The organism is Bacteroidota bacterium, from assembly GCA_017303905.1.
Taxonomy (GTDB): Bacteria; Bacteroidota; Bacteroidia; order B-17B0; family Aurantibacillaceae; genus JAHEYG01.
On the sequence record JAFLBH010000005.1, the window covers coordinates 176,518 to 189,585 of the forward strand.

Sequence of the window (13,068 nt, forward strand, 5' to 3'; positions counted from 1 at the left end):
AATCATTGTTATTTGATGAACTTACTTGTTTGAATAGTCTTTTTATCTCGTTCTAAAATGAGAAAATAAACTCCATGTGGCAACTCGGAAACATCAATTGACCTGGAGTTAAATTCGGACTCCTTTAAAATTGTTCCTAGTATGTTACAAATTTTAAATTTTGTGATAGTTGCCTCATCAATACCCGTAATATTAATATAATCGACAACCGGATTTGGATACAACGAATACCTATCCTTCAAAGTCTGACTTTCTATACTTGTACAAATATTTACATTTAGGGAAAACGTTTGAGTTGATGCGCAATTAGCACTATCTGTTGCGACGACTGTATAAATTGTAGTAACACTCGGACTGACAACAACTGACATAGAACTTGATGCCGGAGGATTCCAAAAATAATAGGTGCCCCCCGTAGCAGTTAAGGTAGCGCTTTGTCCGGAGCATAATGGATTAGCAGATGAATTAACAGAAAAAGGAAATGGTACAGGAGCAACGCCGGGAGTAATTATTGAATCAATAACTGACCATGTGCCGTAAGTATTAGTTCCCATTACCGCTTCTCTTGATTGAATATAATATTTTGTACCGGGACATAATGTTGAAAATGGAATGATTAAGTCCGCATAAGGCTCGGTTGAACAGTTGTCAGGCCACGAACTTGATATATTATAGTTAGGAACATTTAGTAAACTATAGTAATGATCTTGAAAAATATAAAATTGACTTGTACTACTCCAATTCAATAAAGTGTTATAAACTGCAGCGGTGGCGGGTTTCCCTAAAGCTGCTTTATTTGGTGTAATAATTGTCTCCATCCAATACGGCCCGCCTCCGCACGTAGCAGGATCCGAATTACCGGACACAGTAAAACCTGATACACTTGCCTGTACACTGTAATTAACCAGTGGCATTGCATGACTTGCTTTAACATGTATACTTGAATACAAAAAAACAATTACGATTAAATAAATACTTTTCATTTCTTAAATTCAATTAGATTTTTAGTTTTCTTAAAATTAAGAAAAAAGGGATAAATAAAGAATTAAGACTAAAATAATATTTAAATTTATGTCATGATTAGAATCCTGTTAATTCTTGTTTTTTGTATTTCATTTACATTAGCCAACGCTCAACAAAAAAAAGACACTCTTATATTAATGAACGGTAATGTGGTAGTTGAAAGAGTGATTGACACTTTACTCGGAGCTGTTACTATATACCATCCCACCAAACCGGAGAAAAAAATTCATTACGAATACGACGACCTCTATGTGATTCTTTATGGCAATGGCAACAAACGTTATTATTACCGACAAGATACTTTACGATATCAATGGTTTACCCGCGATGAAATGCATTTTTTTATTAAAGGTGAACAAGACGGCAGAAAAGGTTTTAAAGCTAATGGAGCAATGATAGGCGCCGGTCTCTTTGGATTTATTGGCGGAGCCACCGGTTCGTTTTTTGCACCCGTTTTACCTTATGGATATATGGCTTTGTCGGGAGCGCCGAAAGTTCGTATACGACATAATACCATTTCTAATCCAAACTACATCGATCATGATCCTTATATTTTAGGCTATGAACGGAGCGCACGCTATAAACGAAAACTAAAATCTCTTTTGGGTGGTACAGTAGGATTGCTAGCCGGCTATGCCTTCTATTTTGCTTTAAAAGATTTCTATCCTACCGATTATAAAAACGGAAAATTTACTTTTAACTAAAGCGTCATTAGTCGGTATGAAGTTAACTCTATACATTACAGGATTTATTCTACTGTTCAATTGCGCTCAAGCTCAAGAAACTGTTAGCTTAAAATTTCCGGAAGCATATGCTAAAACAGCTTTGGCAGAATTAAAAAGTGGCGACTCCCTGTTGTTTTATCAGTGTCATGTGGAAGAAGCTGTCACAGAAATTACAAAATCTAACGGTGAAAAAATAAAGGGAGAAAGTAAAAAAATAAGCATCACTGAGAAATTCGTAGTGTACAATAACAACGGAACCTATCAAATGAAATATTACACCAGTACTTTGTCCAATTTACCCAATAGAAAATTCACTTATCTTAAGGTAAAGGAAAAAGAGTATTGGAATTTTAAACTTGAAAAATCAGGTATTTTAAATGAGCATGATGTTTTGGTTTTCTCCGCCATCGAATATAAAAGTCACGGTACTACCGAATATGATTTTGTGGTTGACAAATACAACACCAACGCTTTAATCATTCGCAATAAAAAAATCATGAAACATTTGGTGGTAGGCGGTAATCACTTGTTGAGTAAAAACCTCAACGCGTTGAACTAACCTTCAATTTCAATACTCACCTGCTCTACATCTCCATTCATCGGTGGTACCAATTTGGTGATTTTAACTCGCAGCGATTTTATGGATTTAAAATCAGATTTTACTCTATCAAAAATACGTTGACCAACCTGCTCTATTAATTTTGAACGGATGGCCATTTCCGCTTTTGCTATTTCATAAATAGCACAGTAGTCAATTGTTTTACTTAAATCATCTGTTTTAGCAGCCTCTGAAAAATCAGTCGTCATGTATACATCAACAATATAATTACCACCAATTTTTGCTTCTTCTTCCAGACAACCGTGGTAAGCATACAGCTTAATACCTTCTATGTTTATTCTGTGCTCCATTAGAAACCACCCATGCCATCCTGGCCGCTCATATCCTGATTATTATTTCCTTTTTTACCACGCATTCTCAAGATAGATGAATCGAACTTACCGAATAAATAAGTGACGCTAAATCGTAAGTAGCGTGTTTCACGACGACGGGATAAATCCTGCGTATAAAAATCAGTATCTAAATGTGTACCCATGCGTTTGGTATTGAACACGTCGCTTAAAGTTAAATTAAACACCCATTTTGTGCTAATCATTTTACTTAATGAAATATCCATGAAATAATAATCTAAGGTGCGGCCGTTGATGATAACCTTTGGTGCTTCATACGTTCCATTCACCTGAGCTGTTAATTGCCAAGGTAACTGATAACTCAAAGTAAGCTTACCTTTATAGCTCCACCCTTCTGTAACAGTTGAAGGTTGATTTTCGATAATTCCGCTGGTAAGATATACATAAAACACATCTACGTTTGCGGTGGCTGTTAACTTTTTGAAGAAGGTATATCGCAAGGTGTTTTCCATTCCATAACGTAAGCTGTTTTTCCCGTTCACAAACGTATTTACTAGTACAGTTGTATCGGCGGCTGAACGATAGGCTGTGTTCGTAATTGGTTGCTCAGAATATCTTCCATAAGCAGACACCAACCAATTTCCTTTATCAAACAAATTGTTGTAATTAATTTCAGCGATATTGATAAACTCCGGCTTTAACTCTGGATTACCAATACGATAGTTTTTCTTATCACTAAACATCACAAATGGCATGGCCATAAAGAAATTCGGGCGCTCAATTTTTCTCGACACGTTAAATTGAACTTCATGTTTGGTTCCAAATTTTTTAGTTAAGTAAATGGCAGGGAATAAACTGTTTTGCAAAGTATTTAAACTTCCCGGATAGATATATTCGAACGAACGATTTTTATCAGTAAGCGTACCTTTAAAATACGTTTGCTCGAAACGTAAGCCGGCTTGATAACCGATATCCCAAAATGTTTTGCTCATGTAATTAATGTAGGCAGCATTCACCATGTCATCAATCACATAATTATTACTCATGATGGAATCTTTTTCATAATCATTAATAGCATAATTAAAATTAGACGTGTTATTGTAACTGTTTGACTTTTTATAAAAGCCTCTGATTCCCATTTCTAATTTTGCTTTGTCGGAAATAGGATTTACATAATCCACCTGTAATATCCACTGACTCGCATCGGTTCCACCTTTGTTCTTTTGAAGAATAGGAGAAAATGGCATGTCGTTACCTGCGGTATCCTTATCATAAGAATTGAACTGGTATTGGTTGCCTGAATTGCTGGTGTTATTATTTAAATCAATGGTTAATTCCTTTCCAACCTTAGGATAGGTTTTGCGATACATTAATTGCGATGTTACGTTAACAAAGCCTGCTTTCGAATCATTGATACGATAACCTCCCATAACAGGCACTTTTGTTCCGGATAAATATTCGTAATCCTGAACATCACTTGTATTGAATTCTCCTTTCACTAAATTTCCTGCAACAGTAATTGTATTACGGTTGTTGATATTATAATCCACACTTAACCTTCCAAAATGAAACTGATTACGCATTAAGCTTTGATTATTCTGATTAAAATAATCAATGATCGTATCGTTATATAAATCGATGCGATTCGTATAACCATTGGTATTATTAATTCCTGAGTTGTAATTGTACATCAACGAAAAATTAAATGGATTTTCTTTGATGTTAATATTTCCCATCGCTCCGTAACGATCACCGGTACCGATATTACCCATTAACATGCCGTTATAACCCGGCTTGTTGTTTTTCTTCAATACCACATTAATAATTCCTCCTGTTGTGTTCGCTTCAAACTTTACAGAAGGATTTGAAATAACTTCAATGCGTTCAATTTGATCAGAAGGGATTTGTTGAAGTGTAAGCGTTGTGGGTTTTCCATCTACATAAATTCGCACAGCACTTTCACGTAAAGTAGCATTTCCTTCAGCGTCTACCGAAACGGTTGGAATGTTTTTTAATGCGTCCAAAGCTGTTCCACCCTTCACCGATAAATCTTTATCTACATTGTACACCTTACGATCCACACTCATCACAAAAGTGCTTTTCTCGGCACTCACTTCTACTTCCTTTAATACTTTTTCATCCGGCTCTAATTTGATATCTCCTAAATCTTGTTCTATTTTATTTGGAGGAACAATATAAACTTTGGCCTCATAATTCTTATACCCGATAAACGAAATGCGTAAACGATAACCTCCATAAGGTGGTAATTGATCCAAAGAAAAATCACCATTCTCTTTTGCCAAACCACCTGCAATTAAACTGTCTTTATTAAACCATAACAAAACAACCGAAGCATATTCAACAGGCTTCTTTGTTTTCGCGTCAATCACTTTACCGTAAAAACGGCCAATATTCATGTTTTTGGCATTTTTCATCATGCTTTGCATATTACCTTGTGGCATTTGTGAAAAAGCAGGACTGCATGCAAACAGAACGAGAATCAGAAATAGAATATTTTTTTTCATTGAACTAAGTAGTTGTGTCATAAAGCTAATTACATTAAAAACGTCTTTCTCATGACATTTCGGTGACAAATGTACCTAAGAAAAGCTAATAAAAAGCATATTTTGGATGAATGGCTCTAACCCATTTGGGGTGGTTTTAGGTGGTGATTAACCTATTTTAACAGGAATTTAACGGATAAGAGTGATGTTCCCTTTCTTAAATGATTCGAGTCCGTTATAACACTTAAACTTAATGTAATAACCGAATACACCCACATCGGCCGGACGACCTTTAAATGTACCGTCCCAACCAACATTTTTATCGCTGGTTTCAAAAACCAGTTCGCCCCAACGATTGTAAATAGCGAAATACATTTCCTGAATTTTGCTGCCGCGCGCAAACATTAAATCATTACTTCCATCTCCGTTTGGTGTAAATGTATTAGGAATAAAAACATCCGATGACTCACATCCGTCTTCAATCACCCAAACTGTTACCGTTAATGTTTCAGAGCATGGTCCGCGTTGAATAACGACAGTATACGTCGTAGTGCGCGGAGGCATAGTGGTAACTGTATATCCAGTAGAAGGACTTGTTGTACCGCCGGGATACCAGGTAGCAATGGCATTTGGCGTGGCGGTTAAAGTAAGTACTGAAGTTCCTCCCGCCACTACAGTATCGGGATTAGCTGAAACTTGAATTGGAATTGCAGAAACTTGCGTAACATTTACATTGGTCACCAACATAAACTTACAGGTATCTCCTAACGACGTTAATGTAGTTATCGTTACAGAATACTGAGTGGTTACGGTAGGGTTAGCAATAGGATTTTGGAAATTAGGATTGCTTAATCCGGTTGATGGTGCCCACGAATAAGAAATTCCACCACTAGCCGATAATGTTACATAATTGCCTAAACAAATTGTTTGACTCGGACTCACACTTACCGGCGGAGGGTTACCAACCGTTACAGGCTTTACAATCGTATCAAAACAATTGAATGCATTACCTGCAACTAATGTCACATTGTAAGTTCCGCCGGTAGAATAAAACTGATAAGGATTTTGAACAGTTGAATTTTGTGAATTCCCGAAATCCCAGGCCCATTGTGTGATGGAAGCCGCTGAATTATCGGTGAAGTTTACCCCACCGCCACACGGATTGGTTGTGAAGGTGAAATCAGCTGTTGGTTTTGGATTCACCGTAACCTGAGTGGTAAGCGTACGTACGCAACCTGTCAAAGTATTAGTAATGGTAACCGAATAAATAGTAGTTGTCGTAGGATTGGCAATAGGGTTAGCAACCGCTGTACTACTTAATGCTGTGGTCGGCTGCCATTGATAAGATGTGCCACCAGTGGCATTTAGATTTACCGAGCTTCCCTGACACATAGTGCCTGAATTGACCGAAGGAATGATAACACTCATCGTGACCGGAACTACGACGCTATCTCTACAACCATTATTTGTAATTGCGAGTAATTGGGCCGTATAGGTACCGGCCGCCGTGTAGGTATTAACTGGATTGGTAAGCGTACTTGTACTTACGCTTCCACTACCAAAAGTCCATTGAAATGTTGAGAGCGTGCCACTTGTAACAGCATTCCCATTATATTGCACACTATCACTGCAAGGAACCAAAGAAGCTGTAGCACTCACATTCACCCCCGGATAAACCGTTATGTAAGTAAATGAACTATCAATCTTATTACAACTACTCGTATCTCTTACAACTAAACTTACTGTGTATGTACCCGGATTTGTATAAGTAAATGATGGATTTATACTTGTCGTATTGGTGTTTCCTCCTCCGAAATTCCATGTGAATGTTCCAGAAGTATATGAACTGTTATTAAAGTTCACGGTTAAAGGCTGACAACCGGTAATGGTATTAGTTGTAATATTTACGTTGGTAATTTTGATTTGAAAATCAAATTTAAACACACCGTTATTACAGTTGCTGGATTTATTATTATTACCTGGTGTATTAGGCCACGCGCCCGGGGTAACAGGAAAATCTTCGTTATTCTGACAACCCGCACATACTGATTGGTAAATAATTCCACGCGGATCAAATCGAGAAGTGCCGCCATCTACATGCTCAGGACTACAAGCGCCACCAAAATAGGAACCATACAATAATGAAGTGGCATTAGCTGACAATACCATTAAATAAAAATCAAAACCGTTGGCCGATGCTGTTTGATATGCACCGGCGGTTACAGGCATTCCGGTTAGTGAAGGTCCGTAAATAAGATGTCCACCCCATCCTGAAATGTAAATGTTACCGCAATTATCTACCGAGAAAGCTGACGGCGATATATCAATACGTGGAAGTCCGCTACCAAAGATAGTACCCATGTTTACGTTAGCCAATTGTCCATCGAGACGCGTAATAAATTGATGGGAGTTTGGGACAGAAAAAACACCGGGTGTTGTAATCATGTTCCCATCCGATTGTCCGTACACGTAAATTCTGTTTTGTTTGTCCTTCTGAATAAAATAACTCTGATCGTATAAATTCGTACCAATGTAAGTTCCTTTCAAAATAGCGCTTCCTGTCGGATTAATTTTTACGATATAACCATCTGCCTTACCTCCGTTATAGGTCGTATTGTAACATCCGGCAACAGTTGGAAAATCTATACTGTATGTTCCACCAGTCACATATGTAAAAAGTGAATCTGTTACAATTAAAGAGTATCCGGCGTCGTTTTCGCTACCGCCCAAAAAACTACTCCACACAACTCCTGTAAGATTTGGATTGAATTTTAAAACAACTGCATCTTGCTTTCCTCCTAATGTATTATCGAATCCGCCAACGATTGGGAAATTGGATGAGCGCGTAGAGCTGGCGATATATACGTTTCCGTTTTTGTCTAATTGGATTTCACCACGGTATTGATCACCATAATTAAACTGCAATGAATCGGCTTTATGTTCATTGAGTGTAAAATTACCTCCAGTAGAAACGCAAGCCGCTGTTGAAGTTGGACCGCCCGGTGTAACAGTGCCTGAGTATGCCACCGTATAAGTAACGACTGCATTGGTATAATTTACCCCATCATTATCACTACCGCCTACATAGGTTGAACCCATTAGCATTGTTCCGGTTGGATTAAATTTGGAGACGAATATGTCGGTTCCATTTGCAAATTCTGTTCCATTAAACATGAAAAACAAATAGTTTCCGCCATTAAATGTATTGTCATACGCTCCTACTGTGGTAGGAAAATTAGCGGAGCCCGTTGCACCGTAGAGAAAAACGTTATTATTTTGATCAACAATCAAACTGGTTACAATCTCACTACCCGAACCACCCAGATAAGTTGAAAATAACAGGGTTGTGCCGGTTGCATTAAACTTCGTTACAACCACATCCGTATTTCCGAATGCCGGAGGTCCGGAGAACGTTATATCATAAGCGCCCGGTGTAGTTGGATAACCATTATCAAAAACAGTCCCGCCTGTATATAAGTTTCCGTTGTTATCGTAAGTGGCTGTCATTCCAAAATTATCTGCCAGTGAACCCGATTGTGCCGCGAAAACAAGAATAGGGTCAATCACCAATTCATAGTTCTTATCATAGCCTTCAGGGAACTCGAAAGAAACAACATTATCCTTCAAAGCGTATTTGCAGGGAACTTCAACTATTCTTCCTTTTATGTTTTGGTAGGCATACGGCGCTTTTTCTACAATAGAATCAATGCTCGTTATAATCATCAATTCGTTTTTCACTAATTTGATTTTCTTGGCACCACTATATTTAAGTTTTATTAATTCAGGATTGGCATTCGGCTTAACATAAAAATTATACTTGATGCCTTTAATTGTTGTAATGGCTTCGTAATCGATATCATTATAAATATTTCTATACCATACCTTATGATAATTGTTTACATGACTCTTCCATTTAGATCGGTCGCTGCCTTGATAAAAGTTTTCATAAAACACCCCCTCATCTTCATGCTGATTAATGAAATTTGAATTACAACCTAAAAACTCCAACTTAATACAGTGCGCTTTTAGTTTGGCATCTTTGGTAGAACCCAATCCACCTAAATGTATACTGGCTCTTTGTTTTTTATCAAAGAAAGCATAGGTCATGCCATTCGGTTCCATGTACAAAGTTCCTCCGGAAAATTTAGAGCGGTACAAAATTTTCGAATCCCATTGGCCTAAATTTTCAGTAAAACAAAGTGAAGGGTCTGTTTTGGGAATAACAATATTATCCTGTGCAAATAACTGACTACAGAACAAAAGGAAAAGTAAGCTAAGCCTGAAAACGAATTTCATCTAATCAAATATAACAAATAAGATGGGAAAATAAAACCTTTAACTTTTACTTTTTAAAGAAGAAAAACAAAGAAGCTATCAGGAATCCAAAACCGATAATATGATTCCATTTTAGCGTGTCATGTTTAAAGAAAACCAGGGTGAAAATCACAAAAATGCTAATGGAAATAACTTCCTGAATTATCTTTAATTGCCACATGTTAAAAGGGCCACCGGTTACATTGCTTCCTAAACGATTGGCCGGAACCATTAATAAATACTCAATTAAAGCAATTCCCCAGCTTATTAAAACAGCACCAATTAATCCGGTGTTTTTAAAAAATGAAATATCCTTAAAACGCAGATGACCGTACCAGGCAATGGTCATAAAGGTGTTGGAGGCGAGCAGCAATAATATGGTATAAATACCTCGCATTATAACCCTGTATACTTGCGGAATAATTTTATAGCTAAAGCTAAAAGAATTATACCAAATACTTTTTTGAGAATTGCTATTCCGCTTGGACCAAGAACTCTTTCTACTAAATTGAGGTAACGAAGTACCAAATACACAACAACAACATTAATAACAATGGCAATCAAAATAGAAACAATGTTGTATTCAGCGCGAATAGAAAGTAAAGTACTTAAAGTACCGGTTCCTGCAATGAGTGGAAATGCTAATGGAACAACAGAAGCAGAACTGTTCATTTCATCCTTAGAAATTTTAATTCCTAAAATCATTTCAAAGGCAATAATGAATAATAATATAGAACCTGCAATAGCGAAATCTCCAATGGTAATTCCGATCACATCCAAAATATAATTTCCCAAGAACAGAAACACAACCATGATTCCCAACGAAACCCACGACGCTTTCGCTGCTTCAATTTGTCCGTTACGTTGTTTTAAAGTCAAAATAACAGGAATTGAACCAATCACATCAATTACCGCAAATAACACCATGGTTACTTTTAGTATTTCTATTATGTCAAATTTTAATTCCATCTAAATTCTCTTGTCTTAATCTTCCAACATCCAAATTGCTTCGTTTATCTCATTTATGGCTTTATTGTTTCCTTGCTCCTTTGCTAACTCCAATCCCTTCTTGTAAAACTCTAAAGCTATATTTGTCTCGTTTGTTTTCTCTTTTAGTTGTCCAAGTTGATAATAACAAGGCAAATACTTTCTGTCAATTTCCAGAACTTTTAAAAATTGATCTTCTGCCTTCTTATAATCTGCCTCGCTAACGTACTCAAGGGCTAATGCGTAATTGGTAAAAACATCGTTGGGTTCTTTCACCAACATGTTTTGCAACATGCTTATCCTCGATAATCTGTCCATTTAAGCAGAAGTAAATTGCTTTAAGAAACGAACATCGTTTTCAAAAAACAATCGTAAATCTTTCACTTGATATTTAAGCATGGTAATACGCTCGATACCCATTCCAAATGCGAAGCCTTTGTATTTATTACTATCAATTCCACAATTCTCCAACACCTGAGGATCTACCATTCCACAACCCAAAATTTCCACCCAGCCGCTATACTTACACACATTACATCCTTTGCCTTTACATAATGTACAGCTAATATCCACTTCTGCGCTCGGCTCTGTAAACGGGAAATAACTCGGACGCAAACGGATTTTAGTATCGGCACCAAACATCTCCTGTGCAAAATATAAAAGCGTTTGCTTTAAATCCGCGAAAGAAACATTTGTATCAATGTATAATCCTTCTACCTGATGAAACTGACAATGCGCGCGTGCGCTGATCGCTTCATTACGATACACTCTTCCGGGAGAAATAGTTCGAATTGGTGGTTTTTGCTTTTCCATAATATGCACTTGCACACTGGAAGTTTGTGTACGCAACACCATCTCCGGATTAATGTTCACATAAAACGTATCCTGCATGTCGCGTGCCGGATGATTCTCAGGTGTATTTAAAGCAGTAAAATTATGCCAGTCATCTTCAATTTCTCTTCCCTCACTTACCGTAAATCCAATTTTAGAAAAAATACTGATGATTTCGTTTTTAACGATGCTTAAAGGATGACGTGATCCTAATAATATGTTAGGGTCGCCGGGTAATGTAAGATCAATTGCTCCGCCTTTACCTGAATCTTCCGCTGCTTCAAATTTTTCTTTTAAAGCATTTATTTTCTCTTGCGCTTTTACCTTTAATTCGTTTAGCTTTTGCCCCATCTCACGTTTCAATTCAGGACTTACCGTTTTAAACTCATCAAAGAGAACAGTAATTTGTCCTTTTTTACTGAGCCATTTAATACGGTATTCTTCAACCTGTTCCTTGGTGCTAACCGCCAGTTGTTCTACTTCTAAAAGCAGGTTATTTATTTTTTCGAGCATATTATTTGCTAATGAACACAAAATTAAGCAATTTTATTAGCAATATGACAGTTCGATCCTATCTGTTTTTTATACTTATTTGCGCCTTTTTTCAAATAAATGCGCAATACCTGAAGTATGAAGTTCAGGATTTGGATACCGTTAATATCATTGACCTCAACAACCAAAAACAAGGGGTGTGGCGCGAATACTGGCCCAATGGAGATTTAAAAAACGAAACCACTTATAAAAACGGACAAAAAAACGGACTGGAAATCATTTGGTATGATTCGCCCGATTGCGTTGAGCAAGAAGCTTTTTATAAAGAAGGAAAACTCGATGGCATCTTAATTCATTACTCCAAAAAATGCCGTAAAGATTTTTATGAACACTATAAAAATGGTGTTAAACACGGATTGGAAGTTGAGTATTACAGCAATGGAAACACGAAGGCTGAAGGAACATACAAAAACGGAAACCTGGATGGTTATTACCGTGTTTACAATCGTAAAGGACAATTCAGCTTTGAGAGCAGAACTTCCGACGCCGAAACAAATATTAATCCAAATAATGACACATTATCTAACATTGTTTTCAATGTTTTTAAAAGAAACAATTGGAAGAAAACACTGATTGTTGCTGATTTAACAGGTAGTATGTATCCCTACGCCCAGCAAGTAAGCACCTGGTTAAAATTACATTTTACGCGTGATTCACTCCGTCAGAGTTTTGTGTTTTTTAATGATGGCGACAATAAAAAAGATGAGGAGAAAAAAGTTGGAGTAACAGGTGGTGTTTATTTTTGTACGGCAACTAATGTGGATCAATTGGTAAGAGCCATGAACTTAACCATTCGCAACGGACAAGGTGGCGATGCGCCGGAAAATGTGATTGAGGCAATTTTGTACGGGTTAAAGAAAAAGAAAACGGTTGAGAATGTGATTTTAATTGCCGACAATTGGGCTAAAGTGCGCGATATAAATTTACTGCCGCGTGTTAAAGTGCCGGTGAGAGTTTTACTGTGTGGTGTTACCGAAGGCATGGAAATTAATGCCGACTATCTGAACATAGCCTACAAAACCAAAGGCTCGGTACATACCATTGAACAAGATATTACCGATTTAATTAACCAAGGAACAGGTAAGAAATTCAGTATTAACGGTGTAGATTATATTATTAAGAACGGTAATGTTAAAGCTTTAAACTAGAAGAATCGGCACTTTGTCATACTTTATGACAAAACAAGGTTAAAAACTCTTTTTGCACAACATTTGCTTTATCCA

General features: G+C 37.0%; 11 protein-coding genes. 3 read left to right on the plus strand and 8 right to left on the minus strand.

Annotated features, from left to right (window positions below):
- Positions 1-8 precede the first annotated feature (8 nt).
- Complete coding sequence (locus J0L69_16080) at positions 9-983, minus strand: T9SS type A sorting domain-containing protein (GenBank protein ID MBN8694714.1); 975 nt, start codon at positions 981-983, stop codon at positions 9-11.
- A 93-nt stretch (positions 984-1,076) separates the two neighbouring features.
- Here J0L69_16080 and J0L69_16085 point away from each other — a divergent pair, with 93 nt between their 5' ends.
- Both J0L69_16085 and J0L69_16090 read left to right on the plus strand, forming a co-directional pair.
- Positions 1,077-1,727: a hypothetical protein gene (locus tag J0L69_16085; protein ID MBN8694715.1), complete on the plus strand. Its 651-nt coding sequence runs from the start codon at positions 1,077-1,079 to the stop codon at positions 1,725-1,727.
- Between the two features lie 16 nt (positions 1,728-1,743).
- Positions 1,744-2,307, plus strand: a complete 564-nt coding sequence (locus tag J0L69_16090) for a hypothetical protein (GenBank protein ID MBN8694716.1) — start codon at positions 1,744-1,746, stop codon at positions 2,305-2,307.
- On the opposite strand, the gene folB is transcribed toward J0L69_16090, so the two are convergent.
- From folB to pheS, 7 genes are all read right to left on the minus strand, one after another.
- Positions 2,304-2,657 carry a dihydroneopterin aldolase gene (folB, locus tag J0L69_16095; protein ID MBN8694717.1) on the minus strand — a complete coding sequence of 118 codons (354 nt, stop codon included), beginning with the start codon at positions 2,655-2,657 and terminating at the stop codon, positions 2,304-2,306. The genes J0L69_16090 and folB overlap by 4 nt on opposite strands.
- Positions 2,657-5,182, minus strand: a complete 2,526-nt coding sequence (locus J0L69_16100; GenBank protein MBN8694718.1) for an outer membrane beta-barrel protein — start codon at positions 5,180-5,182, stop codon at positions 2,657-2,659. Before J0L69_16100 ends, folB begins: the two co-directional genes overlap by 1 nt.
- Positions 5,183-5,350: 168 nt before the next feature.
- Positions 5,351-9,457 (minus strand): gliding motility-associated C-terminal domain-containing protein, encoded by a 4,107-nt coding sequence (locus J0L69_16105; GenBank protein MBN8694719.1) that lies wholly within the window; start codon positions 9,455-9,457, stop codon positions 5,351-5,353.
- 46 nt (positions 9,458-9,503) lie between these two features.
- On the minus strand, positions 9,504-9,872 hold the full coding sequence (locus J0L69_16110; protein MBN8694720.1) for a DMT family protein: 369 nt from the start codon (positions 9,870-9,872) through the stop codon (positions 9,504-9,506).
- The gene (locus tag J0L69_16115; protein MBN8694721.1) at positions 9,872-10,444 is read right to left on the minus strand and encodes a MarC family protein; all 573 of its coding nucleotides are present in this window, start codon (positions 10,442-10,444) and stop codon (positions 9,872-9,874) included. Before J0L69_16115 ends, J0L69_16110 begins: the two co-directional genes overlap by 1 nt.
- A 15-nt stretch (positions 10,445-10,459) precedes the next feature.
- On the minus strand, positions 10,460-10,780 hold the full coding sequence (locus tag J0L69_16120) for a tetratricopeptide repeat protein (protein MBN8694722.1): 321 nt from the start codon (positions 10,778-10,780) through the stop codon (positions 10,460-10,462).
- Positions 10,781-11,806, minus strand: a complete 1,026-nt coding sequence (gene pheS / locus J0L69_16125; protein ID MBN8694723.1) for a phenylalanine--tRNA ligase subunit alpha — start codon at positions 11,804-11,806, stop codon at positions 10,781-10,783.
- A gap of 44 nt (positions 11,807-11,850) precedes the next feature.
- Here pheS and J0L69_16130 point away from each other — a divergent pair, with 44 nt between their 5' ends.
- Positions 11,851-12,993 carry a hypothetical protein gene (locus tag J0L69_16130; protein MBN8694724.1) on the plus strand — a complete coding sequence of 381 codons (1,143 nt, stop codon included), beginning with the start codon at positions 11,851-11,853 and terminating at the stop codon, positions 12,991-12,993.
- Positions 12,994-13,068 lie beyond the last annotated feature (75 nt).

Excerpts from the sequence above, each read along its gene's own strand:
- J0L69_16085 (MBN8694715.1), top strand. The coding sequence starts at position 1,077 with ATGATTAGAATCCTGTTAATTCTTGTTTTTTGTATTTCATTTACATTA.
- J0L69_16115 (MBN8694721.1), bottom strand. The coding sequence starts at position 10,444 with ATGGAATTAAAATTTGACATAATAGAAATACTAAAAGTAACCATGGTG.
- J0L69_16110 (MBN8694720.1), bottom strand. The coding sequence starts at position 9,872 with ATGCGAGGTATTTATACCATATTATTGCTGCTCGCCTCCAACACCTTT.
- J0L69_16090 (MBN8694716.1), top strand. The coding sequence starts at position 1,744 with ATGAAGTTAACTCTATACATTACAGGATTTATTCTACTGTTCAATTGC.
- J0L69_16080 (MBN8694714.1), bottom strand. The coding sequence starts at position 983 with ATGAAAAGTATTTATTTAATCGTAATTGTTTTTTTGTATTCAAGTATA.
- J0L69_16120 (MBN8694722.1), bottom strand. The coding sequence starts at position 10,780 with ATGGACAGATTATCGAGGATAAGCATGTTGCAAAACATGTTGGTGAAA.
- J0L69_16130 (MBN8694724.1), top strand. The coding sequence starts at position 11,851 with ATGACAGTTCGATCCTATCTGTTTTTTATACTTATTTGCGCCTTTTTT.
- J0L69_16105 (MBN8694719.1), bottom strand. The coding sequence starts at position 9,457 with ATGAAATTCGTTTTCAGGCTTAGCTTACTTTTCCTTTTGTTCTGTAGT.
- folB (MBN8694717.1), bottom strand. The coding sequence starts at position 2,657 with ATGGAGCACAGAATAAACATAGAAGGTATTAAGCTGTATGCTTACCAC.
- pheS (MBN8694723.1), bottom strand. The coding sequence starts at position 11,806 with ATGCTCGAAAAAATAAATAACCTGCTTTTAGAAGTAGAACAACTGGCG.
- J0L69_16100 (MBN8694718.1), bottom strand. The coding sequence starts at position 5,182 with ATGAAAAAAAATATTCTATTTCTGATTCTCGTTCTGTTTGCATGCAGT.